We start from the raw sequence: 25526 nt of genomic DNA, 5'->3' as shown, positions 1-25526 counted from the left end.
TGCACATCCTCGGTCAACGCTTCGAGCAAGGCGGGCACATTGGCGAAAAAGTGGTAAACAGATGAGGGCGGGATTGCTGCGCGCTCGGCCACGCTGTAAATCGACAGACTGGCCACGCCTTGGGTCGCCAGCAAAGTGCGAGCAGCCTCAAGGATCGTGTCGATTCGGCCCTGGCTGCGTGCACGAGATTTGCGAGGGGTGGCACGTGGGGTGGCGAGGCGCGTCATAGGTGGGTGTCTCCTGCGGGGCTGCGGGCATTGTACGAGCCGGGTCAGCGGATTGCACAGGCATAAAAAAACGCCGAGGGCTGTTAACCCTCGGCGTTTTATGGGTACCGCAAGCGCTTACACGGTATGCAGATACCAGTTGTACTCAAGGTCGGAGATGGAATGTTCAAACTCTTCCAGCTCGCTTTCTTTACACGCGACAAAAATATCAATGTATTTAGGGTCGATGTATTTAGCCATGACCTCGCTGTCATCCAACTCACGCAATGCATCACGCAGGTTGTTCGGCAGGCTTTGCTCATTTTGCTCGTAGCTGTTGCCTTCAACCGGTGCACCCGGTTCGATTTTGTTGGTCAGACCGTGGTGAACACCGGCCAAAACAGACGCCATCAACAAATAGGGGTTGGCATCGGCACCGGCAACCCGGTGTTCAATACGCACCGCATCAGCGGAGCCGGTCGGAACGCGCAAAGCGACCGTACGGTTGTCTAGCCCCCAGCACGGCGAGTTCGGCACGTAGAACTGTGCGCCGAAACGACGGTAGGAGTTGACGTTAGGGCAAAGGAACGCCATCTGCGCCGGTAGGGTCTCGAGCACACCGCCGATCGCGTGACGCAATGCGGCGTTCTGCTCGGGATCCTCGCTGGCAAAAATATTTTTGCCATCTTTGTCCAGAATCGAAATATGGACGTGCAACCCGTTGCCTGCCTGGCCTGGGTAAGGCTTGGCCATGAAGGTGGTATCCATCTCATGGTCGTAGGCAATGTTTTTGATCAGGCGTTTGAGCAGTACCGCGTAGTCACAGGCCTTAATGGGGTCGGCAACGTGGTGCAGGTTTACTTCGAACTGCGCCGGGGCACTTTCTTTAACAATGGCGTCAGCCGGAATGCCTTGTTCTTTAGCGCCTTCCAGAATGTCCTGGAGGCAATCGACGTATTCGTCGAGATCGTCGATCAGGTAAACCTGTGTCGAGTGCGGGCGCTTGCCGGAAATAGGCGAGCGTGGCGGTTGTGGACGGCCGTTTACGTTCTCTTGGTCGATCAGGTAAAACTCAAGCTCAAACGCGGCGCAAATGGTCAGGCCGAGATCGTCAAATTTGGTAACAACTTGACGCAGCACTTCGCGCGGGTCGGCGAAGAAAGGGTCACCTTCAAGTTCGTGCATGGTCATCAGCAATTGCGCGGTTGGGCGCTTTTGCCAAGGTTCGTTGCACAGGGTGTCAGGGATTGGATAACAGATTCGGTCTGCGTCACCGATGTCCAGACCTAAACCGGTGCTTTCCACCGTTGAGCCATTGATATCCAGAGCAAATAAAGAGGCAGGCAGGTTGATGCCTTTCTCGTAAACCTTGTGGAGGCTGGTGCGTTCGATGCGCTTACCACGCACCACACCATTCATATCCGCAATTAGAAGGTCTACGTACAGAACCTCAGGATGATCCTTAAGGAACGCGTTCGCTTCGTTAAGCTGAACGGCACGCGGGGGTACCGACATGATGCAACACCTTTGTTGTTAAAAATATCAATCATTGAGCGCTACGGGTTTCAGTCAACCCGAACGGCATACCGAAGTCAAGCAACCTATTTTTTGCCCTAAAAAAGCGCTCAAAGGGCATTTTTGACGCATTTTAGGGCAAATTTCGCCCTTAGCCCGATTCTCCACCCGCGGCCTTGAGCGGGCCGTGTTGTATTTTTTACGGGGGTGTTGTGTAAAAAAATGAACGAGGCTAAGCTCGATTCAAACCCATAACAGCAATAATACCGGGGTGTTACATGTCACGCCTGCCGATAATCGGCGTCACCGCCTGCACCAAGCAGATCGGCTTGCACGCTTATCACATCACTGGCGATAAGTACGTGCGAGCCGTTGCGACGGCAGCCGAAGGCTTACCCCTGATGCTTGCATCACTTGCAGATTTGCTTAAACCGTCCGATATTCTGGACGGTCTGGACGGCCTACTGTTTACCGGGTCGCCCTCCAATATTGAACCCCACTTGTATCACGGCCCTGCCACCGCGCCAGGCACTCTGCATGATCCTGCCCGTGATAGCACCACCCTCCCCTTGATTCGAGCGGCCTTGGCCGCGGGCGTTCCGGTGCTCGGCATTTGCCGAGGCTTTCAAGAGTTGAATGTAGCCTTGGGTGGCTCACTTCACCAGAAATTGCACGAAGTCGACGGTTTTATCGAGCACCGCGAGGACCCGAGCGCGCCGCTTGGGGTCCAGTACGGCCCCAGCCATACCGTGCACGTTCAACCGGGTGGTGTATTAGCTCGGTTAGGGTTACCCAGCGACTTTGAGGTCAACTCGATTCACACCCAGGGCATCAACCAATTGGCCCCAGGCTTACGCATTGAAGCCACCGCTCCAGACGGGCTGGTAGAAGCCGTTTCAGTCCAAGACGGCAAGGCTTTTGCTTTAGCAGTGCAATGGCACCCTGAATGGCAGGTAAGCTCTAATCCGATTTACCTCGCCATCTTTAAGGCATTTGGAGATGCCTGTAGAAGGCGCGCTACACAACGCGACGCCGACGCGTCAGTAAACGCCTGACTTATTCAAGCCAGGAAACTCAGCCCAGAGGCATTTATGAGTAACAACCTCGACCAGCTCACCGATTGGTTGAAAGACCACAAGATCACAGAAGTCGAATGCATGATCGCCGACCTTACCGGGATTACCCGCGGTAAGATCTCGCCGACCAACAAGTTCATTGCCGAAAAAGGCATGCGCCTGCCCGAGAGCGTATTGCTGCAGACCGTGACGGGTGACTACGTCGAAGACGACATCTATTACGAACTCCTCGACCCGGCCGACATTGACATGGTTTGCCGCCCCGATCAGAACGCAGTATTTGTGGTGCCTTGGGCCGTTGAGCCGACCGCTCAAGTGATCCACGACACCTACGATAAGCAGGGCAACCCGATTGAGTTGTCGCCGCGCAACGTGCTTAAAAAAGTCCTCAAGCTCTATGCCGACCACGGCTGGCAACCCATCGTGGCGCCAGAAATGGAGTTTTACCTGACCAAGCGCAGCGACGACCCGGACTACCCGTTACAGCCGCCTGTTGGGCGCTCGGGACGTCCAGAAACCGGCCGTCAATCCTTCTCTATTGAGGCAGCCAACGAATTCGATCCGCTGTTCGAAGACGTCTATGACTGGTGCGAGCTGCAAGACCTGGATCTGGACACCCTGATCCACGAAGACGGCACCGCGCAGATGGAAATCAACTTCCGCCACGGCGACGCACTGTCATTGGCCGACCAGATTTTGGTGTTCAAACGCACCATGCGTGAAGCCGCGCTCAAGCACGACGTGGCAGCCACCTTCATGGCTAAACCCATGACCGGTGAGCCGGGCAGCGCGATGCATTTGCACCAGAGCATCATCGACATCACAACCGGCAAAAACATCTTCTCTAATGAAGACGGCAGTATGAGCCAGCTCTTCCTCAATCACATCGGCGGGTTGCAGAAGTTCATTCCTGAGCTGCTGCCTCTGTTTGCACCGAACGTGAACTCTTTCCGCCGCTTCCTGCCTGATACCTCAGCGCCAGTGAACGTGGAGTGGGGCGAAGAGAACCGCACCGTCGGCTTACGCGTACCGGATGCAGGCCCGCAAAACCGCCGTGTCGAAAACCGTTTGCCAGGCGCCGACGCTAACCCGTATCTGGCCATTGCAGCGAGCCTGCTCTGCGGTTACATCGGCATGGTTGAAGCCATCAACCCAAGCGCACCCGTGGTTGGCCGCGGGTATGAACGTCGTAATCTGCGCTTACCGTTGACCATTGAAGACGCGCTGGAGCGGATGGAAAACAGCAAAACTGTCGAGAAGTATCTGGGCAGCAAATTCATCACCGGTTACGTCGCAGTCAAACGTGCCGAGCATGAAAACTTCAAGCGCGTCATCAGTTCGTGGGAGCGGGAATTCCTGCTGTTCGCCGTCTGACACGCCGGGGGTCGCGCCTGGAAGGTGCGATCCCCCAACTGAATTAAAGGAGAGCTGTATGACAAGCAAGAATCCGCAAACCCAAGCATGGCAACAACTGAGCAACGATCATCACCTGGCCCCTTTCAGCGACTTCAAACAATTGAAAGAAGTAGGCCCGCGCATCATCACTCACGCCAAAGGCGTGTACCTCTGGGACAGTGAAGGTCACAAAATTCTCGACGGCATGGCCGGCCTATGGTGTGTTGCCATTGGCTATGGCCGTGACGAGCTGGCCGACGCCGCCAGCAAGCAAATGCGCGAACTGCCGTATTACAACCTGTTCTTTATGACCGCCCACCCGCCGGTACTTGAGTTGTCGAAAGTCATCGCCGACGTCGCGCCGCAAGGCATGAACCATGTGTTCTTCACCGGCTCAGGCTCCGAAGGCAACGACACCATGCTGCGTATGGTTCGCCACTACTGGGCGATCAAAGGCCAGCCGAACAAAAAAGTCATTATCAGCCGCAAAAACGGCTATCACGGCTCGACCGTCGCGGGCGCCAGCCTGGGCGGCATGACGTACATGCACGAACAAGGCGACTTGCCGATTCCGGGCATCACCCACATCCCGCAGCCTTACTGGTTCGGTGAGGGTGGCGACATGTCCCCGGAAGAATTCGGTATTTGGGCAGCCAACCAACTGGAAGAAAAGATCCTCGAGCTGGGAGTTGAAAACGTCGGGGCCTTTATTGCTGAGCCTATTCAGGGCGCAGGTGGTGTGATCGTGCCGCCAGACAGCTATTGGCCGCGCATCAAAGAAATCCTCGCCAAGTACGACATTTTGTTCGTGGCCGATGAAGTGATTTGCGGCTTTGGTCGCACCGCCGAATGGTTCGGCAGCGATTTCTACGACCTTAAGCCAGACATGATGACCATCGCCAAGGGCCTGACCTCGGGTTACATCCCAATGGGTGGCTTGATCGTGCGCGACGAAGTGGTGGCTGTGCTCAACGAAGGTGGCGATTTCAACCACGGCTTCACCTACTCGGGCCACCCAGTAGCCGCCGCCGTTGCGCTAGAAAACATTCGCATCCTGCGTGAAGAAAAAATTATCGAGAAGGCGCAGGCCGAAACGGCACCGTATTTGCAAAAGCGTTTACGCGAACTGAACGATCACCCGTTGGTAGGCGAAGTGCGCGGTGTTGGCCTGTTGGGTGCCATTGAACTGGTGCAAGACAAAGCCACGCGCAAACGTTATGAGGGCCGAGGTGCAGGCATGATCTGTCGTCAGTTCTGCTTTGATAACGGACTGATCATGCGCGCCGTGGGCGACACCATGATCATCGCGCCGCCGCTGGTGATCAGCAAAGACGAGATTGACGAGTTGGTGACCAAGGCTCGCAAGTGTCTGGATCTGACTTTGGAAGCATTACAGGGTTAACTGCTAGGCTCTCAGTGCAGGAAGACTGCGATGTTTATGTAGGCAATTGCACTTAGAGCCTTAAGAAACAAGGCTCTTCCCTTGAAAGCCTGCCTTGGAACTTGCCAGACTAGCCGCCGGCTTTGGTTACCCTGACAACAGGTCGCTGAATCGGTGGTTTAAAAGAACAATTGGAGCATTACAGATGAAGGCATCAGGTTTTAAAAAAGCTGGCAAAACCCTTCTCGCCCTATCCTTGATGGGTGTGATGGCCGGGGCAGCCCAAGCAGCGGATAAAGTGCTGCACGTTTACAACTGGTCCGATTACATCGCACCCGATACCGTCAAAAAGTTTGAAGACAAAACCGGTATCAAAGTGGTTTACGACGTGTTCGACAGCAACGAAACGCTCGAGGCCAAACTGCTAGCGGGCAAGTCTGGCTATGACATCGTTGTGCCGTCCAACAACTTCTTGGCCAAGCAAATCAAAGCCGGTGTTTACCAAGAGCTGGACAAATCCAAGCTGCCTAACTGGAAAAACCTCGACCCTGCGCTGCTAAAAGCCGTTGGCGATGCCAGTGACCCGGGCAACAAATACGCCTTCCCGTACATGTGGGGCACCATCGGTATCGGCTACAACCCCGAGAAGGTCAAAGCCGCTCTGGGCGTCGACACCATTGATTCTTGGGACGTGCTGTTCAAACCCGAGAACGCAGCCAAGCTGAAAAGCTGTGGCATCAGCTTCCTCGATTCGCCGACCGAGATGATCCCGGCAGCCTTGCATTACCTAGGCTACCCAACCGACTCGCAGGACAAAAAGCAGTTGGCCGAAGCCGAAGCTCTGTTCCTGAAGATCCGCCCTTCAGTCGGCTACTTCCACTCGTCCAAATACATCTCTGACTTGGCCAACGGCAACATCTGTGTCGCGGTGGGTTACTCGGGCGACTTGGAGCAATCCATCACCCGTGCCCAAGAAGCCGGTGGCAAGATCAAACTCAAATACACGATCCCGAAAGAAGGTGCTGGCAGCTTCTACGACATGGTCGCCATCCCTAAAGATGCCGAAAACGTTGAGGCCGCTTACGCCTGGATGAACTTCCTGATGGAACCGGAAGTCATGGCAGAGATCACCAACAGTGTTCGTTTCCCGAACGGTAACAAGGCTGCAACACCTCTGGTGAATAAAGACATCTCGGGTGATCCAAGCATCTATCCGTCGGATGAAGTGAAAGAGCACCTGTACGCGATCAGTGACCTGCCGCCTACCACCTTGCGTCTGCTGACCCGCAGCTGGACCAAAATAAAATCCGGTAAGTAACCCCTTGCTCTTGTAGGAGCTGCCTCAGGCTGCGATCTGTTTAAGGTTTAAAAGATCGCAGCCTGCGGCAGCTCCTACAGGCCAGATTTCATGGGAAATCAGCGTGTTATCGCAATAAATTGCAGAAAACTTTGCTGTGCAGGTTTATCGAGGGTAAGTTGCGCGCCGGTTTTGTCTTTGGCGGCTCAGCTGCTGTGTGACACGGGCAACTCAGGCCCACCTATTTAGAGGACCACCACGTGTCTATTTCTTTGTTTCGCAAGACCTTGATGGTCGGAGCGGGTGTAGCGCTTGCAGTCAGCGTACAAGCCGCCCCTACCGTGCACATTTACAACTGGTCGGACTACATCGCACCCGATACTTTGGCCGACTTTGAAAAGGCCACCGGCATCAAGCCGGTGTATGACGTCTTCGACTCCAACGAAACCTTGGAGGGCAAGCTGCTGGCTGGCCGTACCGGTTACGACGTCGTGGTTCCGTCTAACCACTTCTTGGGTAAACAGATCAAAGCGGGCGCTTTCCAAAAACTCGACAAGTCGCAGTTGCCCAACTATTCCAACCTAGACCCCGCTTTGCTCAAGCGCCTTGAGCAAAACGATCCGGGCAACCAATACGCCGTGCCGTACCTGTGGGGCACCAATGGCATTGGTTACAACGTTGATAAAGTCAAAGAAGTGCTCGGGGTCGACAAAATCGACTCGTGGGACGTGGTGTTCAAACCAGAGAACATGAAGAAGCTGCAAGCCTGCGGCGTATCGTTCCTGGATTCGGCCGATGAAATGATGCCGACCGCGCTCAACTATCTGGGCCTTGATGCCAACAGCACCAACAAAGAAGATTACAGAAAAGCTGAAAAAACCCTGTTGGCGGTACGCCCCTACGTCACCTACTTCCACTCCTCCAAATACATCTCCGACCTCGCTAACGGCAACATTTGCGTAGCGATTGGTTTTTCCGGTGATGTCTTCCAGGCCAAGACTCGCGCCGAGGAAGCCAAAAAAGGCGTCAACATCGCCTACGTGGTTCCAAAGGAAGGCGGCGCCCTGTGGTTTGACATGCTGGCGGTTCCAAAAGACTCCAGCAACGTCAAACAAGCACACGCGTTTATCAACTACCTGCTGCAACCTGAAGTGATTGCCAAGGTCAGCGATTATGTTGGCTATGCCAACCCGAACCCTGCATCTGACACGCTGATGGATGAGTCCATTCGTACCGATGAAGCGGTTTACCCAACCCAAGCGGTACTGGACAAGACTTACGTTTCGACCGAGCTACCGCCGAACATTCAACGTCTGATGACGCGTTCGTGGACCAAGGTCAAAACGGGTAAATAGCTCGCAAGACCACCTATCCAAGGCCCGAACCTCTTGTTCGGGCTGCTAAATTTGTTGGGAGTTTCGTAAATGGCTGTTGCCTCCGGCGCCTATAAGAAAGCCCTCGAGGGCGATCAGACCCCTAAACAGGTACTGGTCAAAATCGACCGGGTCACGAAAAAATTCGACGAGACGATTGCCGTGGACGATGTGTCCTTGGAAATCAACAAAGGCGAGATCTTCGCCTTGCTCGGCGGATCGGGATCGGGCAAATCCACCTTGCTGCGCATGCTCGCCGGTTTCGAGCGCCCAACAGAAGGTCGTATTTTCCTAGATGGCGTCGACATCACTGACCTACCGCCCTATGAGCGGCCGATCAACATGATGTTCCAGTCTTACGCCTTGTTCCCGCACATGACCGTGGCCCAAAATATCGCGTTCGGCCTCAAGCAGGACAAAATGTCCAACGCTGACATTGATGCGCGGGTGGGCGAAATGCTCAAACTGGTGCACATGACTCAGTACGCCAAGCGTAAACCGCACCAACTGTCGGGCGGTCAGCGCCAGCGTGTGGCCTTAGCGCGTTCGCTGGCCAAGCGGCCAAAACTGCTGCTGCTCGACGAGCCAATGGGGGCGCTGGATAAAAAACTGCGCTCACAAATGCAGCTTGAGCTGGTGGAGATCATCGAGCGTGTGGGCGTGACCTGCGTCATGGTGACCCACGATCAGGAAGAGGCCATGACCATGGCCCAACGCATTGCGATCATGCACCTAGGGTGGATCGCTCAGATCGGTAGCCCGATCGACATTTACGAAACCCCGGTCAGCCGTCTGGTGTGCGAATTCATTGGCAACGTTAACCTGTTCGAAGGTGACGTGGTCGACGATGCCGAAGGCTACGCGCGCATTAACTGCCCGGAGCTGGAGAACGACATTTATGTCGGTCACGGCGTCAGCACCTCAGTAGAAGACAAACACACCACCTACGCCATTCGCCCGGAAAAGATGCTGGTCACCACTGAAAAGCCGGCTTATCAGTACAACTGGTCGCGCGGCAAGGTGCATGACATTGCCTACTTGGGCGGGCACTCGGTGTTCTATGTCGAATTACCAAGCGGCAAGCTGGTGCAATCGTTCGTGGCCAACGCAGAGCGCCGTGGCGCTCGCCCGACCTGGGACGATGAAGTCTACGTCTGGTGGGAAGACGACAGCGGCGTGGTACTGCGCTCATGAACATGCGAAAACTTAAACGCCGACTGCATCGAATAACCCCCGGTGGCCGCCATATGGTCATCGGGATTCCATTCCTGTGGCTGTTTCTGTTTTTCATGCTGCCGTTCTTCATCGTGTTGAAGATCAGCTTTGCTGAGGCAGACATTGCGATCCCGCCGTATACCGAGATCTACAGTTACGCCGAGCAAAAGCTTGAGATCCTGCTGAATCTAGGCAACTACGCGCTACTGGGCGACGATGATCTCTACATCGCCGCGTATCTGGGCTCGCTGAAAATGGCCTTTATCAGCACGCTATTGTGCCTGCTGATCGGTTATCCGATGGCCTACGCCATTGCCAATGCGCGCAAAGAGATGCAGACCGTCTTGGTGCTGCTGATCATGATGCCAACGTGGACTGCGATCCTGATCCGGGTTTACGCGTGGATGGGGATTCTCAGCAACAACGGCTTGCTCAACGGCTTCTTGATGTCGATGGGCTGGATCGACCAACCGCTGCAGATCCTCAACACCAACATCGCGGTGTACATCGGTATCGTGTACTCGTACCTGCCATTTATGATCCTGCCGCTGTACGCCAACTTGGTTAAACATGACAACAGCTTGCTAGAAGCCGCGTCTGACTTGGGTTCCAGCACTTTCAACAGTTTCTGGAAAATCACCGTCCCGCTGTCTAAAAACGGCATCATCGCTGGCTGCATGCTGGTGTTTATCCCGGTAGTGGGCGAGTTCGTTATCCCAGAACTGCTCGGCGGCCCGGAAACCTTGATGATCGGTAAAGTGCTGTGGCAAGAGTTCTTCAACAACCGTGACTGGCCGGTAGCGTCTGCACTGGCGGTGGTCATGTTGGCGATCCTGATCGTGCCTATCATCCTGTTCAACCGCAGCCAAGCTAAAGAGCTGGAGGGCAAGATATGAAGCGCATCCGTTTCTCTAGCTTTATGTTGGTCGTAGGGTTGTTGTTCATCTACCTGCCCATGCTGATCTTGGTGATCTACTCCTTCAACGCCTCCAAACTGGTGACGGTGTGGGGCGGCTGGTCGCTGAAGTGGTACATCGGCCTGACCGATAACACGCAACTGATGGGCGCGGTCATGCGCTCGCTGGAAATCGCCTTTTACACGGCGATTGCAGCGGTCGCGCTGGGCACCTTGGCGGCATTTGTCCTCACACGCATTAGCCAGTTCAAGGGCCGCACGCTGTTCGGCGGCCTGGTGACGGCACCGCTGGTGATGCCCGAAGTGATCACCGGTTTGTCGCTGTTGCTGCTGTTCGTGGCCATGGCGCAGATGATCGGCTGGCCACAAGAGCGCGGCATCGTCACCATCTGGATCGCCCACACCACATTCTGCGCGGCCTACGTGGCGGTCGTGGTGTCGGCACGTCTGCGTGAATTGGACTTGTCCATCGAAGAAGCGGCTATGGACTTGGGTGCTAAGCCGTGGAAGGTGTTCTTCTTGATCACCATCCCGATGATTGCTCCGTCCTTGGCGGCAGGCGCCATGATGTCCTTTGCCCTGTCGCTGGACGACTTGGTACTCGCCAGCTTCGTGTCCGGCCCGGGTTCCACTACCTTGCCAATGGAAGTGTTCTCTGCTGTGCGCTTGGGGGTTAAACCCGAGATCAACGCCGTGGCCAGCTTGATTCTGCTGGCAGTGTCGTTGGTGACCTTTTTGGTCTGGTTCTTCAGCCGTCGTGCCGAAGAACACCGCAAAAAGTCCATCCAGCAAGCCATCGACGAAGCCGCGGCCGAGTCGTGGAAGCAACCTGACGTGCGCCGTCCTAAATCGTCTACCGCGGTGTAAGACTGCCCACTAAAAAACCTCGCCTCCTGTCACAGGGAGGCGAGGTTTTTTTTATGCGGTTTTGTCGTGAGAGCTGACTCAAGCAACACTCTTTAGCGTATTTAAAAGATCGCGGACTACGGCAATTCCTACGTAAAAAACCGCATAAACCCTTCGAAATCTAAACTTCCACTCCTACATCCAAGTTCGTCTCACCCGCCTAGAGTTCAACCTTTTTTCACGGGTGAACGCGTTCATATGGCAAGCAAAGACGTACCCACCCAGATCTGGCGACAAGCGGGAGGGGAAGGAGGTTACAAATACCTCGACAAGATGACCGCCAAGGAGCTTGCAGACCAAGAATCCGAGCACCGTAGCTACGACCACATTGCAGAGGCCAATGCCACCTGCTACCAAAAGGGTTTCGACTATTACGAGCGACAACAACGCGAAGAGCGCGCAAAAAAATTCGACCTGAGCCTGCGTATCGGTGTGTTCTTCGACGGCACCGGCAACAACGCCAGCAACACTTTCGACGGCCTGCGCTGCGGCGCCCATCACCCCGTACGGGCAGAAGATCTGGAAGGTAGCTGCAAACCCTACATGGCAGATCCCGATAGCAGTTATGGGAATGATCTGAGCAATGTGTTCAAGCTATCGGAACTGTATGGGTCGGATGAGACGTTAGTGGGTAGCGGCAAAGCCAAAAGCCTGCAGCGCAAGATCTATATGGATGGCATAGGCACTATACGCAGCGAAAAGGACAACTTATTCGGTGCGGGTACCGGCCGCGGCGAGACCGGTGTCGAAGAGCGAGTCAGGGAGATGTTTCAACAACTCCTCCAATGGTTAAGCACACTGCATAAGTTACATCCTGATGCAGAAATCAGTGCCATCACCTTTGATGTGTTCGGTTTCAGCCGGGGTGCAGCGGCTGCCCGGCACTTTGCCAACCACATTGCCCTAGGCCGACAAGGCTATTGGGCAGAGCTTGTAAACCGAGTACCGGCCAAGTACAGCCGCTGCTTTAGCCCTACCTCTGGTGTAACCATTGGATTTGTCGGTCTGTTTGATACGGTCGCGTCCATTATCGGATGGGATAACCTAGGCAACTTGAGCAGTCATCAGGTTCCCCGGCTAAAACTCTTCCTGCGTCCAGACACTATCCGCAACGTCGTGCAATTGGCCGCCCGTGATGAAAAGCGCTTTAACTTCGCTTTAAGTAAAGTCAGCCCCGATCATCTGGAAATAAATCTGCCTGGGGTGCACTCGGACATCGGCGGTGGGTATAGAACACTGATGCAAGAAGTACTGATGCTGACACCCATGCAATCGCTGGAGGTAGCGCTTAATCAAGATGTAAAGCAAACATCCATTTACCGTGATGCCGTTGAAGCCAAAGCACGCTGGGTCGCCGAAGGCTGGTCAGCAGATGCACTGCATATTGTCACCCCCGAAGCGCAGCGGCTCATGCCTGATAATGAGGACCGCATGGCCCCACCAAGAAAAAAGGTCTATGCAGGTTTGCAAATTAGAAGAGAAGTTCGAGGGGAGTTATCGCGAGTTTATTGCCGGTTGATGCACTCATTGGCCAAAGCGAAAAAAGTGCCGTTCAAAGACATTGACCTCAATGATCCAAACCATGCTATTACGCCTGAACTAGAACCTCTGTGTGACAGGCTTATTAGTGGCGATTACACCTTAAATCCCGAAGAAGAAACTTTATTACGGCTGCGGTATATCCATACCTCTGCCCATTGGAACCACCCCTTGGCCAAAGCAAGAGGCAGTGCTATCACGCTCCTTTACGTTAACTCTCCCATGAAGAACGGAATACGTGTCCGCCACCCCCATGTGTTAGCCCCGAGGTGGTCATGAAAAGACTCAAGACCTTAGCTTTATTCGTAGGTTTTTTGATTCTTTGTTCGTGCACAAGCGACTCGTTTTTGAGCGATAGCGACCCTAAAGGCGATACTTGGAGCCTTGAAATCTTCAGCCCACCTTATATGCAAAGCTGGGCTGAGATGGTCGTGGTGGAGGATCTTAAAGGCAGGTCGTTCAGAAGCCCAGGAGGTGTGCTCGGATCAGGTAACGACAACCTTGAACGTGAGTACGCAAAGGGTTGGAACAGTATTGGAGGAGGGTCCCACATACTGACGGGGGCTGATCTGCCAAAACGTATTTACGTGCGCTGGCAGTCCATCATCGAACAAAAAACTTACAAAGGCTGGGTCGATATCCCCGAAGAAGCCCGACAGTTCATGCGCGGTTCCGTTATGCGTAAGTGTCCTGGCTGGCCTGAGCGGCGTCCGGCAAACCACTCGGCCCAGGCAATCCTTGGGCTTGCCCCAGGAGGCGTTGTGGGCGTCTGGGTGGGGGACAACTGTTTAAATCGTCATCAGGTCGCACGTGTTCACGTTGGGATTGAACCGTTAGGTCCATACCAAGGCCAATCAAGCGGAAAATACCGTCCAATCAAAGAACAATCAAAACGCTACATCGAACGCTATGGCATTCCCTATGGCAGTTGGTAACTAGCCTATTCGCTATGCAACCCTCACCCTTAGGCTAAGAAGAGTTGCGTGGCCACCTGTTTTCTTGAGGCGCCCAGAGCACGGTGAGCACTCGGGATCGTACTTTTTGCGGTTGTAGGCTATGAGTACAAAGCGCAGCTCTTCAACCGCAGAGCGCTTTTACCCACAAAGTTGTCACACGACTGCAATAATTCCGTTATCTAATGCGCCACAAGACAGTTAAATGACACGAGGGTTACGGCATGGTTGGCAGGAGCATTTTGATCGTTGATGACGAGGCACCGATTCGCGAGATGATCGCAGTGGCCTTGGAAATGGCAGGCTACGACTGCCTTGAAGCCGACAATGCCCAGGACGCACATGCCATCATCGTGGACCGTAAACCCGATTTGATTCTGCTGGACTGGATGCTCCCAGGCGGCACGTCGGGTATCGAGTTGGCCAGACGCTTGAAGCGCGAAGAGCTGACCAACGACATTCCGATCATCATGCTTACCGCCAAAGGCGAAGAAGACAACAAGATCCAAGGTCTTGAAGTCGGCGCTGATGACTACATCACCAAACCTTTCTCTCCCCGCGAACTGGTCGCACGCCTCAAAGCCGTGCTACGCCGCGCTGGCCCTACTGACAATGAATCCCCAATCGAAATCGGCGGCCTGCTGCTCGACCCTGTCAGCCACCGCGTGACCATCGACGGCACCCCGGCCGACATGGGCCCCACTGAATATCGGCTGCTGCAATTTTTCATGACTCACCAAGAGCGCGCCTACACCCGCGGCCAACTGCTTGACCAAGTGTGGGGCGGCAACGTGTACGTCGAAGAGCGGACCGTAGACGTACACATCCGCCGCTTACGCAAAGCCCTCGGCGAAGCCTATGAAAATCTGGTACAAACCGTGCGCGGCACCGGCTACCGGTTCTCAACGAAGGCTTAAGGGCAGCTGCTAATTGGCTTTCACCACGGGACGTGTGACTTGAATCGAAACTGGCATGGCACGCTGATTCGCCATTTATTGCTTCTAATAACCGTCTGCCTGTTAATCGGGTTAATCAGTGGCTATTACGGCTGGAGTCTGGTCGTCGGCCTTGGCCTTTATCTGGGCTGGACCCTCAAACAACTTTTGCGGCTGCACGATTGGCTGCGTCATCACCAACCCGATGAAGCGCCGCCCGATGGCTATGGCCTGTGGGGCGAGGTGTTTGACAGCATTTACCACCTGCAACGTCGCGATCAGCGCGTTCGTGGGCGTCTGCAAGCGGTCATTGATCGCGTGCAAGAGTCAACCGCCGCGCTTAAAGACGCGGTGATCATGCTCGACAGCCACGGCGATCTTGAATGGTGGAACCGCGCCGCAGAAACTTTGCTGGGCCTAAAGACCCCGCAAGACAGCGGCCAGCCAATCACGAATCTGGTCCGCCATCCGCGCTTCAAAGAATATTTCGATAACGGCAACTACGCCGAACCGCTGGAAATTCCTTCACCCGTCAACGATCACCTACGCATCCAGCTCTACCTCACCCGCTACGGCAACAACGAACACCTGATGCTGGTAAGGGACGTCACGCGTGTGCATCACTTGGAGCAAATGCGCAAAGACTTCATCGCTAACGTGTCTCACGAGCTGCGCACGCCATTAACCGTGATCTGCGGGTATCTAGAAACGCTGCTCGATAACGTCGAAGACGTAAACCCGCGCTGGAAACGCCCGCTGTCACAAATGCAGCAACAGGGCGAACGCATGCAGACGCTGCTTAATGATCTGTTGCTGCTAGCCAAGCTTGAAGCCACTGACTACCCATCGGATAACCAACCGGTGCCTATCGACGCTTTGCTGCGCTCAATCACTGGCGACGCACGAGCGTTGTCAGGGCAACGTAACCAGACCATCACACTAGACATCGAAACTGACATCGCCCTCAAAGGCAGTGAAGCTGAACTGCGCAGCGGGTTTTCCAACCTAGTATTCAACGCCGTCAAATACACCCCCGACGGTGGCTCTATTCGCATTCGCTGGTGGGCAGATCACCTCGGCGCACACCTGAGCGTGCAGGATTCGGGGGTCGGTATCGACAACAAACACCTGCCGCGCCTGACCGAGCGCTTCTACCGCGTGGACTCCAGCCGCAACGCCAGCACCGGCGGCACAGGGCTGGGCTTGGCCATCGTCAAACACGTGCTGCTACGCCATCGCGGGCACCTGGACATCAGCAGCGTACTGGGGCATGGCAGCACGTTTACCTGCCAGTTCGATCCGGCTCAGGTCATAAAACCCAGGATTCGGGCATCCATCAGCTGACACATGTGGCAAAAGCCCACTAGGCAAGCACCGCATCAGCCGCTACATTGCTCAGCCGGGGTCTGTTTATTCAGGCCCTGAAACCCTCAACTCGTTGAAATATCGGAACCCGTAAAACTCCATCATGGACCCTTCCCCTGGTTTGACCCTCGCTACACTCTTCGCCGATTTCGGCATGATTCTTTTTGCTCTGATCCTGGTTTTGCTCAACGGCTTTTTCGTTGCGGCTGAATTCGCCATGGTCAAACTGCGCTCGACTCGCGTTGAGGCCATCGCAGAGGTCAACGGCTGGCGCGGCCAGATCCTGCGGACCGTGCACAACCAACTCGACGCCTACCTGTCTGCCTGCCAATTGGGTATTACCTTGGCATCGCTGGGGCTGGGCTGGGTCGGTGAGCCAGCTTTCGCACACTTGCTGGAGCCGCTGCTCGGCGCGATGGGCGTGCAATCGCCTGAAGTGGCTAAAGGCGTGTCGTTTTTTACCGCCTTCTTCATCATTTCGTACCTGCACATCGTGGTCGGTGAGCTGGCCCCTAAATCTTGGGCCATCCGCAAACCCGAGACGTTGTCGCTGTGGACAGCGGTGCCGCTGTACCTGTTTTACTGGGCCATGTACCCGGCGATTTACCTGCTAAACGCCAGCGCCAATGCCATCTTGCGTATTGCGGGCCAAGGCGAACCTGGCGCTCATCACGATCACGCTTACAGCCGTGAAGAGCTCAAGCTGATCTTGCACTCCAGCCGTGGCCAAGACCCAAGCGACCAAGGCATGCGTGTGCTGGCTTCGGCCGTTGAAATGGGCGAGCTGGAAGTGGTCGACTGGGCAAATTCGCGCGAAGACCTAGTGACCCTAGACTCAAAGGCACCGCTCAAGGAAATCCTGGCGCTGTTCCGTCGTCACAAATTCAGCCGCTACCCGGTCTACGACGCCGAAACCAACACCTTTTTGGGCCTGCTGCACATCAAAGACCTGCTGCTGGAATTGGCCGACCTTGAGCACTTACCCGAAACCTTCAACCTCGAAGAACTGACCCGCCCATTGGAGCGCGTCTCGCGTCACATGCCGCTGGCGCAGTTGCTGGAACAATTTCGCAAAGGCGCAGCGCACTTTGCGCTGGTTGAAGAAGCCGACGGCAAAGTGGTCGGTTACCTGACCATGGAAGACGTGCTCGAAGTATTGGTAGGCGATATTCAGGACGAACACCGCAAAGCTGAGCGCGGGATCCTCTCGTACCAGCCAGGCAAACTGCTGGTGCGCGGCGACACACCGTTGTTCAAGATCGAACGCCTGCTGGGGGTGGACTTGGACCACGTCGAGGCCGAAACCATTGCAGGGTTGATCTACGACACCCTCAAACGGGTGCCCGAAGAAGAAGAACAACTGGAAGTTGAAGACCTGCGCATCATCATAAAAAAGATGAAAGGCCCGAAAATCGTCTTGGCCAAAGTCCTCAAAATCAATTAATAACCCCCGTAAGAGCTGCCGCAGGCTGCGATCTTTTGACCTTCAAGAGATCGCAGCCTTCGTGCCTCAGCAGTTGCTACAGATAAACGGCAAATGTTTCAGAAATGTTTCAACCCTCCGCCAGCTATGCGATGCTGGCGTTCTGCTCAATGACCGACTACAGCTTAAGAAACATCTGTAAGAACGGTCTGTAGCCATCTGATCCTTCAAAGTATCCAACACAGGGAGCCAGCATGCTGACCCTGCTCAATCTGCTTTCCGCCGTGACCCTACTGATTTGGGGCACGCACATCGTACGAACCGGCATATTGCGGGTCTATGGCACCCAATTGCGCCACGTCATCGGGCAAAACGTGTCTAGGCCGATACTGGCCTTTATCGCCGGTATTGTGGTGACCGCCATGGTGCAAAGCAGCAATGCCACTGCGTTGCTGGTCACCTCTTTTGTCGGCCAAGGCTTGATGTCACTTACGCCCGCGCTGGCGACTATGCTCGGGGCCGACGTCGGCACCGCGCTCATGGCACGGGTGCTGACTTTCGACCTGTCATGGCTGTCACCGCTGCTGATTTTTCTCGGCGTGATCTTTTTTCTGTCACGCAAACAAACCCGCGCAGGCCAACTGGGCCGAGTTGCCATAGGCTTGGGCCTGATTATTCTGGCGCTGCAACTGATCGTCGAAGCCGCCTCACCAATTACCCAAGCCCAAGGGGTAAAAGTGATTTTCGCGTCGCTGACCGGCGACCTGCTGTTGGATGCCCTAGTCGGCGCACTGTTCGCGATGATCTCGTACTCCAGCCTGGCCGCTGTGCTGCTGACCGCGACCTTGGCTGGAGCCAGTGTTATCAGCCTGCCGGTGGCCGTTGGGCTGGTGATCGGCGCCAACATTGGCAGCGGCGTATTGGCGTTTCTCAGTACCAGCATGCAAAACACTGCCGGACGACAAGTGGCGCTGGGCAGCCTGCTCTACAAACTGATCGGCCTGCTGCTGATCGTGCCAGTACTGACGCCGCTGGTAGGCTGGATGGACAGCCTGAACTTCAGAGCCCAAGAACTGGTCATCGGCTTTCACCTGCTTTACAACACTGCGCGTTGCTTTTTGATGTTGCCGACCATCGGCTTCATGGCGCGGCTGTGTGCTTGGCTGCTGCCCGAGCGCGAGATCGCCAATGGCAGCGTTAAACCTCGCCACCTCGATTCAACAGCGCTCGAAACCCCGACGCTGGCACTGACCAATGCTGTACGTGAAACGCTGCGCATTGGCGACCTGATCGACACCATGTTGGTCAATATGCTGGACGTTCTGCGCGGCAAACAAACATCTATCACCCCAGAAATGCGCGCCCTCAGCGACGAAGTCGAAGTGCTCTACAGCGCGGTCAAACTTTACTTAGCGCAAATGCCCCGTGAAGACTTGGGCGAACACGACAGTCGACGCTGGGCTGAGATCATTGAACTGGCCATTAACCTGAAATTGGCCAGCGACGTCATCGAACGCATGCTGCGCAAAGTCCAGCAGCAAAAAACCTCGCAACGCCGTTCGTTTTCAGCCTCTGGGCTTGAAGAGCTGGTAGGGCTGCAAACCCAGCTTATCGAGAACCTACGCCTGGGACTCACCGTGTTCCTTAACTCCGACCCACAAACGGCGCGCCAATTACTGCGCGAAAAACGCCGCTTTCGCGCACAAGAGCGGCGTCTGGCCCACGCTCATGTGAGCCGCCTGCAACGCAAAATCACCCAAAGTATTGAAACCAGTTCCGTCCATCTAGAGCTAATCGCCGACATGCAGCGCCTAAACTCCCTGTTTTGCGGCAGCGCCTACGTGGTACTGGAAAACACCAATACTGGCGCACTCAAATTGGATGACAGCAACGATACCCTGCATTCACCCTGAACGTTGCACGCTGGTGTGTTGTCAGTCTGTAAGCAGCGACTAACCTCTACAGACTGGCGCACTGCGCCAAGTGCCCTCTCAAAACGGATTCAGAGATCCAGGGATTTTTATGCGTTGCCTGTTGTTTATCTGCTTGCTGCTGGGAGCAGCTCAGAGCTTTGCCCTCGACCGCGACAGCGTTGAAGGCTATCAACTGCCTAACGGCTTACAGCTGATCCTCAAGCCAGGCTACGAGCATGGGCATGTGTCCATCCGCTTAGTCGTGGGCGTGGGCATGGATGACTTCAGCTGCGCCGATCAACAACTGCCCCACTTGCTAGAACACCTGCTGTTCAGCGGTATTGATGACACGGGCGAAGGTGGTCTTGAAGAGCGTATGCAGGCCCTGGGCGGCGAGTGGAACGCTTACACCAGTAATGCAGACACCACCTTCGTGATCGAGGCGCCCGCCAAGAACCAGCGCAAAATTCTCGACCTGCTTCTAAGCCTGCTGACCCGCTCAAACATGACCGACCAGCGCATCAACGATGCCAAGCAAGTGGTGGAGCGCGAAGACGGCGGCCACTACTCGCATCTGCAACGCTGGCTGGACCGCCAAGACCTAGGCCACAGCGCCAGCAACCAATTGGCGGTGGAACTGGGTCTCAAATGCGCCGAACGCGCCGACGTACAAACCCTCACCCGCGAACAACTCGAGGCCGTGCGCAACACGTGGTACGCGCCCAACAACATGACGCTGATTATGGTCGGCGACCTTGACCGCTTGCTACCGGCCTACCTTGAACGCACCTACGGCGCGCTTGAACCGGTCGAGCCCAGCGAGCATGCCGCGCTACCCGCCATCGAAGCCAAGGCACAGGCCGACCGCACCTTGGTGCGCGGTGTGGTCGGTGACACCGCCAAGCTGCATTGGCTATTACCGGAGCCGGTGATCGAAGACCAAAACGATGAAACCTGGGACCTGCTGCGCGACTACTTGGAGTGGTCGCTGTACAGCGAACTGCGGCTCAAGCACGGGTTGTCTTACGGGCCCTGGGCCGAGCGCGAAGTGTTCGCAGGGGTTGGCTTTTTAAGCCTAAATGCCGACCTCGCTCGCGATGACGTCCCCAAAGCGCAGCGTGTTATGAGCGACCTCAAAGCCCGCTTACTTAAAGACGGCCTCGACCCTCAGACCTTTGCCCGCCTCAAAAACGCCGCCGTGGCGCGACAAGCGTGGGCGGTGCAAGGCAATAGCGCCTTGGCCGACTACTACTGGAGCGCGTTGGGCGATTACAACGACGGCCGTTTTGCCAACCCCTCAAAACGCCTGCAAGCCGTGACGCTCAAGCAAGCCAATAGCGCGCTGCAGCAACTGTTTGCCGAGCCGGGTTACGTGCGTATCGAAAAGCCCTTGCTCAGTTACAACGGATTAAGCTTGGCGTTAGGCGCCGCGTTGGGTGCGTTAGTGCTTCTAATAGTCGGCTGGCGGATCTGGCGCCGGCGCAGTTAAGGGTTGATTAGCTAAGCCCGAAACAGTTTGATACCGTAAAATAATTGCCCATTCGCGGCTGATCAATCAGCCGCCAGCGTGCGGAGAGTTCAGCGTGAGTGATCGTTCTAATCCTTGGCAGTTGCAAACCATCGTCAGCCAATTGCGCACGGCACGTAACCAGTGGCGTACGCAAAACGGACGTGTGAGCGGTGAATTGGGCGGCCGCGAGCTGCCTTCACGCGCCGCGATGGCCGAAATTCTTGAGGCTCTATGCGGGGCTTTGTTCCCGATGCGGCTCGGCCCGGTTGATCTTCGCGAAGAGAGCGAAGACTTTTACGTTGGTCACACGCTGGATGTGGCGCTCAACGCATTGCTAGCGCAGGCGCGCCTAGAATTGCGCTACGCGGCGCGCCAAGCGGGCCTTCCGGATGACGGCGTGGATGAAACCGCAACGGTCTTGATCCAAGACTTTGCTTTGGCCTTGCCGCGCTTACGCAGCCTCCTCGACACCGACGTATTGGCCGCCTACCACGGCGACCCGGCGGCGCGCAGTGTCGACGAAGTGTTGCTGTGCTATCCGGGGATTTTGGCAGTGATTCATCATCGCTTGGCGCACCATATGTACCGTGCCGGGTTACCCCTACTGGCGCGCATCAGCGCCGAAATCGCGCATTCGTCGACAGGCATCGACATCCACCCTGGGGCGCAGATTGGCCGTAGCTTCTTTATCGACCACGGTACTGGTGTCGTGATCGGAGAAACCGCGATCATCGGCGAACGTGTGCGCATCTACCAAGCGGTAACCTTAGGAGCCAAGCGCTTCCCGGCCGACGAATCCGGCCAATTGCAAAAAGGCCACCCGCGCCATCCCATTGTCGAAGATGACGTAGTGATCTATGCCGGTGCGACCATTTTGGGCCGAATCACCATTGGCAAAGGCTCGACCATCGGCGGCAACGTCTGGCTGACGCGCAGCGTACCTGCGGGTTGCAACCTGACCCAAGCCAACCTGCAACATGATGACGGGACACAAAAGTAAGGCCCCCACAGCTCCTACGGGTTGTTCTGTGATGGCAACCTATCGGACATTTCCTGCAAACCGTAGCGGCGTTGACCCGCTTGTGGGGACGGGTTGGCACGCCTAGTCTTTGCGCTGTCGCTGCAAAATCAGTGACAGGGCGTAGGAACCCTTTTTTACCCTCGGCGCGTAAGTGTCCACCTTTCTGATTGCGACACTTTTTTTGTGTCCGTACCATCAGTCATGGCGGTCGTGCGCGGGCACGTTTCGACGTGGCCGGTTACCCTGGGATCCGGTTCCTACCCCGCGCACGACTGCCACCCAAGCCCGTAGGAAGGCTGTTGGTAGTTCCTCATCTCCCAGGAACCTAACCTTATGAAAACCCTCACACCCGATCCTCCCCTTTCAAACGCTGACTACACCCAAACCCTACTCAACGATCACATCGCTACGCAGCGTGCCTTGTCGCATTACGCGGTTGGCGCTGATGCACTCGAAAGCCGCATCTTTGTGCGTCACCGCCTGCAATTGCGGGTGGTGTGGGCAAGGGGTCAATTATGGTGTTGCGCACGCGATCTTGGCCGCTTGATGGGCCGGAGCTTAGGGCAAAGAAGTTTGAACAAACTGGATGCAGACCAGCATCAGGAATTAGCGATCCGCAGCCACGGCAGCGTGCAAAACACGCTGATGCTCAGCGAGTCGGGGGCGTATGCGTTGTTGCTGTACCACTACCACCCAGAAAACCGCAGCCTGCGCCAATGGTTGACCCATGAAGTGCTACCGGCCATGCGCTGCGGGTATAGCAACATCGACCGCACCGCAACATGACGCCCAACCCTGTGTAAGAGCGAGCTCGCGATCACTCAAAGATCAAAAGATCGCAGCCTGCGAGGCTGTGTTGGTGTCTGCAAGCTTGTAGGAGCTGACGAGGCACGAAGGCTGCGATCTTTTAAAGATCAAAAGATCGCAGCCTTCGGCAGCTCCTACGGGGTGTTGGGGTTAACTCGCGCGAGCAGTACGCACGCCTTCGGCCAAGGCCGCGCACAGGCTCAATACGCCGTCAACTGCCTGCTCCGGGGTGGCGGCATTTTCGATTTTGTCGATCAATGCCGAACCCACCACTACGCCATCCGCCAAGCGCGCAATCGCCGCGGCTTGCTCGGGGGTACGAATCCCAAAGCCAACGCTGATCGGCAAGTCGGTGTGGCGACGCAAGCGCGCAATCGCTTCGCTCACTTGCTCGGTAGTGGCAGAACCCGCACCCGTCACACCCGCCACCGATACGTAGTACACAAAGCCCGAGCTGCCATTAAGCACTTTCGGCAGGCGCACGTCGTCGGTGGTGGGTGTGGTCAGGCGGATAAAGTCCAAGCCCGCCGCCTGCGCTGGATCACACAGTTCTGCGTTGTGCTCAGGGGGCATGTCGACCACGATCATGCCGTCGACACCCGCGGCCTTGGCGTCGGCGATGAATTTAGGCACGCCGTAATGGTGGATGGGGTTGAAGTAACCCATCAGTACCAGCGGCGTGTCGCTGTTGCCCTCGCGGAACTCGCGGACCATTTGCAGGGTTTTCGCGAGGTTTTGATTGGCACCCAGCGCACGGATGTTGGCCAGTTGAATCGACGGGCCATCCGCCATTGGATCCGTGAAGGGCATGCCCAATTCGATCACGTCAGCACCAGCAGCTGGTAAACCTTTAAGGATGGCCAGCGAGGTGGCGTAATCCGGATCACCCGCGGTGACAAAGGTCACCAGTGCCGCACGGTTTTGCTCTTTGAGTTCGGTAAAACGTGTTTGCAGGCGGCTCATCAGTGTTTCTCCTGCTGGGACTGTTCGACGTGGTGCATGACGGTTTGCATGTCTTTGTCGCCTCGACCAGACAAGTTGACCACCATCAGGTGATCGGCGGGCAGGGTCGGTGCGCGTTTGAAAACTTCGGCCAGCGCGTGGGCGCTTTCAAGGGCCGGGATGATGCCTTCCAGACGGCAGCATTTGTGGAACGCATCCAACGCTTCGTCGTCGGTGACGGAGGTGTATTGAACGCGGCCAATGTCATGCAACCACGCGTGTTCAGGGCCGATGCCTGGGTAGTCCAGACCTGCCGAGATCGAATGGGCGTCGATGATCTGACCGTCGTCGTCTTGCAGCAAGAAGGTGCGGTTGCCGTGTAACACACCCGGCTCACCGCCGTTGAGGCTGGCCGCATGTTTACCGGTTTCAATGCCGTAACCGGCCGCTTCAACGCCGATGATTTCAACGCCGGTGTCATCCAAGAACGGGTGGAACAAGCCCATGGCGTTGGAGCCACCGCCGATGCAGGCTACCAAGCTGTCCGGCAGACGGCCTTCTTGGGCTTGCATTTGTTCGCGGGTTTCTTTGCCGATTACCGCTTGGAAGTCACGCACCATCGCCGGATACGGGTGCGGCCCCGCCACAGTGCCGATCAGGTAGAAGGTGCTGTCGACGTTGGTTACCCAGTCACGCAGCGCTTCGTTCATCGCATCTTTGAGGGTGCCCGTTCCGGCGACGACCGGGATCACTTCAGCGCCCAGCAGTTTCATGCGGAACACGTTGGCCTGTTGACGCTCGATGTCGGTGGTGCCCATGTAGATCACGCATTGCAGACCAAAGCGCGCCGCGACGGTAGCCGTTGCCACGCCGTGCATGCCTGCGCCGGTCTCAGCGATGATGCGTTTTTTGCCCATGCGCCGCGCCAGCAGGATCTGGCCGATGCAGTTGTTGATCTTATGCGCGCCGGTGTGGTTCAGCTCTTCGCGCTTGAGGTAGATCTTGGCGCCGCCGCAATGCTCAGTCAGGCGCTCTGCGAAGTACAGCGGGCTTGGACGGCCCACGTAGTCGCGCTGGAAGTAGGCCAGCTCTTTGATGAATTCAGGGTCTTTTTTCGCCAGCTCGTACTCGCGATCCAAATCAAGGATCAATGGCATTAGGGTTTCGGCGACATAGCGGCCGCCGAATGAGCCGAACAGGCCATTGTCGTCGGGGCCGTTACGTAAAGTGGATTCAGTCATGTGACGCTCCAGATAAAGAGGTGCGAAGGTCGATGGGCCTGACTTTACCCGCGACAGCGCCGGATGAAAACCGATAAGATCTGCACAACCTGTCAGGAAAACTCACAGATACCATGAGCCGTGACCTCCCCCCTCTAAACGCCTTACGTGCGTTCGAAGCCACCGCCCGCCTAAGTAGCGTCAGCCAGGCGGCTGAGCAGCTTAACGTCACCCACGGTGCCGTTAGTCGGCAAATTAAAGTGCTTGAAGAACATTTAGGCGTCAGTTTGTTCATCAAAGAAGGTCGCGGTCTAAAGCTCACAGACGCCGGTCTACGGCTGCGCGATGCCAGCACCGAAGCGTTTGATCGTCTGCGTCATGTATGCACTGAACTCACGCAAAGTCACAGCGATGCACCTTTTGTACTCGGCTGTTCGGGCAGCTTATTGGCGCGCTGGTTTATTCCGCGCTTGGGCCGTTTGAATGCCGATTTGCCGGATTTGCGCTTACACCTGTCTGCGGGTGAAGGCGATCTGGACCCACGCCGTTCGGGGCTGGACGCGTGGCTGGTGTTTGCCGAACCTCCTTGGCCCGCCGACATGCAGGTGTACGAATTGG

General features: G+C 56.0%; 22 protein-coding genes. 18 read left to right on the top strand and 4 right to left on the bottom strand.

The window, feature by feature from the left end:
• Both AQS70_RS18625 and AQS70_RS18620 read right to left on the bottom strand, forming a co-directional pair.
• Nucleotides 1-227: TetR/AcrR family transcriptional regulator (locus AQS70_RS18625; RefSeq protein WP_156355215.1), on the bottom strand; the 227-nt coding region annotated here is incomplete at its 3' end.
• A gap of 117 nt (nt 228-344) precedes the next feature.
• A complete protein-coding gene (locus tag AQS70_RS18620; RefSeq protein ID WP_055104220.1) occupies nt 345-1721 on the bottom strand; it encodes a glutamine synthetase family protein in 1377 nt (458 codons plus the stop codon).
• A gap of 278 nt (nt 1722-1999) precedes the next feature.
• On the opposite strand from AQS70_RS18620, the gene AQS70_RS18615 reads away from it, so the two are divergent.
• The 17 genes from AQS70_RS18615 (at nt 2000) to AQS70_RS18535 (ending at nt 22725) form a co-directional block, all read left to right on the top strand.
• A complete protein-coding gene (locus AQS70_RS18615; RefSeq protein WP_055104219.1) occupies nt 2000-2776 on the top strand; it encodes a gamma-glutamyl-gamma-aminobutyrate hydrolase family protein in 777 nt (258 codons plus the stop codon).
• Between the two features lie 36 nt (nt 2777-2812).
• Nucleotides 2813-4171, top strand: a complete 1359-nt coding sequence (locus AQS70_RS18610) for a glutamine synthetase family protein (RefSeq protein WP_055104218.1) — start codon at nt 2813-2815, stop codon at nt 4169-4171.
• Between the two features lie 58 nt (nt 4172-4229).
• A complete protein-coding gene (locus AQS70_RS18605; protein ID WP_055104217.1) occupies nt 4230-5594 on the top strand; it encodes an aspartate aminotransferase family protein in 1365 nt (454 codons plus the stop codon).
• 184 nt (nt 5595-5778) lie between these two features.
• Nucleotides 5779-6891 (top strand): polyamine ABC transporter substrate-binding protein, encoded by a 1113-nt coding sequence (locus AQS70_RS18600; protein WP_055104216.1) that lies wholly within the window; start codon nt 5779-5781, stop codon nt 6889-6891.
• A gap of 239 nt (nt 6892-7130) precedes the next feature.
• Nucleotides 7131-8225, top strand: a complete 1095-nt coding sequence (locus tag AQS70_RS18595) for a polyamine ABC transporter substrate-binding protein (protein WP_055104215.1) — start codon at nt 7131-7133, stop codon at nt 8223-8225.
• Between the two features lie 69 nt (nt 8226-8294).
• Nucleotides 8295-9437, top strand: a complete 1143-nt coding sequence (locus AQS70_RS18590) for an ABC transporter ATP-binding protein (protein ID WP_055104214.1) — start codon at nt 8295-8297, stop codon at nt 9435-9437.
• A complete protein-coding gene (locus tag AQS70_RS18585) occupies nt 9434-10354 on the top strand; it encodes an ABC transporter permease subunit (protein ID WP_055104213.1) in 921 nt (306 codons plus the stop codon). The genes AQS70_RS18590 and AQS70_RS18585 overlap by 4 nt, the downstream gene beginning before the upstream one ends.
• The gene (locus tag AQS70_RS18580; RefSeq protein WP_055104212.1) at nt 10351-11241 is read left to right on the top strand and encodes an ABC transporter permease subunit; all 891 of its coding nucleotides are present in this window, start codon (nt 10351-10353) and stop codon (nt 11239-11241) included. Before AQS70_RS18585 ends, AQS70_RS18580 begins: the two co-directional genes overlap by 4 nt.
• Before the next feature lie 237 nt (nt 11242-11478).
• Nucleotides 11479-13098: a T6SS phospholipase effector Tle1-like catalytic domain-containing protein gene (locus tag AQS70_RS18575; protein ID WP_055104211.1), complete on the top strand. Its 1620-nt coding sequence runs from the start codon at nt 11479-11481 to the stop codon at nt 13096-13098.
• Nucleotides 13095-13754, top strand: coding sequence for a DUF2931 family protein (locus tag AQS70_RS18570; protein ID WP_055104210.1), 660 nt, complete (start codon nt 13095-13097; stop codon nt 13752-13754). Before AQS70_RS18575 ends, AQS70_RS18570 begins: the two co-directional genes overlap by 4 nt.
• A 242-nt stretch (nt 13755-13996) precedes the next feature.
• Nucleotides 13997-14689 carry a phosphate regulon transcriptional regulator PhoB gene (phoB, locus tag AQS70_RS18565; RefSeq protein ID WP_055104209.1) on the top strand — a complete coding sequence of 231 codons (693 nt, stop codon included), beginning with the start codon at nt 13997-13999 and terminating at the stop codon, nt 14687-14689.
• Nucleotides 14690-14728: 39 nt separating this feature from the next.
• On the top strand, nt 14729-16051 hold the full coding sequence (gene phoR / locus AQS70_RS18560; RefSeq protein WP_055104208.1) for a phosphate regulon sensor histidine kinase PhoR: 1323 nt from the start codon (nt 14729-14731) through the stop codon (nt 16049-16051).
• Nucleotides 16052-16175: 124 nt separating this feature from the next.
• Nucleotides 16176-17516, top strand: a complete 1341-nt coding sequence (locus AQS70_RS18555; RefSeq protein ID WP_055104207.1) for a hemolysin family protein — start codon at nt 16176-16178, stop codon at nt 17514-17516.
• A gap of 233 nt (nt 17517-17749) precedes the next feature.
• Nucleotides 17750-19408 (top strand): Na/Pi cotransporter family protein, encoded by a 1659-nt coding sequence (locus tag AQS70_RS18550; protein WP_055104206.1) that lies wholly within the window; start codon nt 17750-17752, stop codon nt 19406-19408.
• 109 nt (nt 19409-19517) lie between these two features.
• Nucleotides 19518-20897, top strand: coding sequence for a M16 family metallopeptidase (locus AQS70_RS18545; RefSeq protein ID WP_055104205.1), 1380 nt, complete (start codon nt 19518-19520; stop codon nt 20895-20897).
• Between the two features lie 94 nt (nt 20898-20991).
• Complete coding sequence (gene epsC / locus AQS70_RS18540; protein ID WP_055104204.1) at nt 20992-21918, top strand: serine O-acetyltransferase EpsC; 927 nt, start codon at nt 20992-20994, stop codon at nt 21916-21918.
• A gap of 354 nt (nt 21919-22272) precedes the next feature.
• Nucleotides 22273-22725, top strand: coding sequence for a BRO-N domain-containing protein (locus AQS70_RS18535; RefSeq protein WP_055104203.1), 453 nt, complete (start codon nt 22273-22275; stop codon nt 22723-22725).
• A gap of 171 nt (nt 22726-22896) precedes the next feature.
• Here AQS70_RS18535 and trpA read toward each other — a convergent pair whose 3' ends face one another.
• A complete protein-coding gene (gene trpA, locus AQS70_RS18530) occupies nt 22897-23709 on the bottom strand; it encodes a tryptophan synthase subunit alpha (protein WP_055104202.1) in 813 nt (270 codons plus the stop codon).
• Entirely contained in the window at nt 23709-24929 is a 1221-nt protein-coding gene (gene trpB / locus AQS70_RS18525) for a tryptophan synthase subunit beta (protein ID WP_055104201.1), read from the bottom strand. The genes trpA and trpB overlap by 1 nt, the downstream gene beginning before the upstream one ends.
• A 113-nt stretch (nt 24930-25042) precedes the next feature.
• Here trpB and AQS70_RS18520 point away from each other — a divergent pair.
• The coding region (locus tag AQS70_RS18520) for a LysR family transcriptional regulator (protein WP_156355213.1) at nt 25043-25526 on the top strand (484 nt) is incomplete at its 3' end.

The sequence above is a fragment of the Pseudomonas endophytica genome, assembly GCF_001411475.1.
GTDB lineage: Bacteria > Pseudomonadota > Gammaproteobacteria > Pseudomonadales > Pseudomonadaceae > Aquipseudomonas > Aquipseudomonas endophytica.
This window is presented reverse-complemented; position numbering and strand designations above follow the sequence as displayed.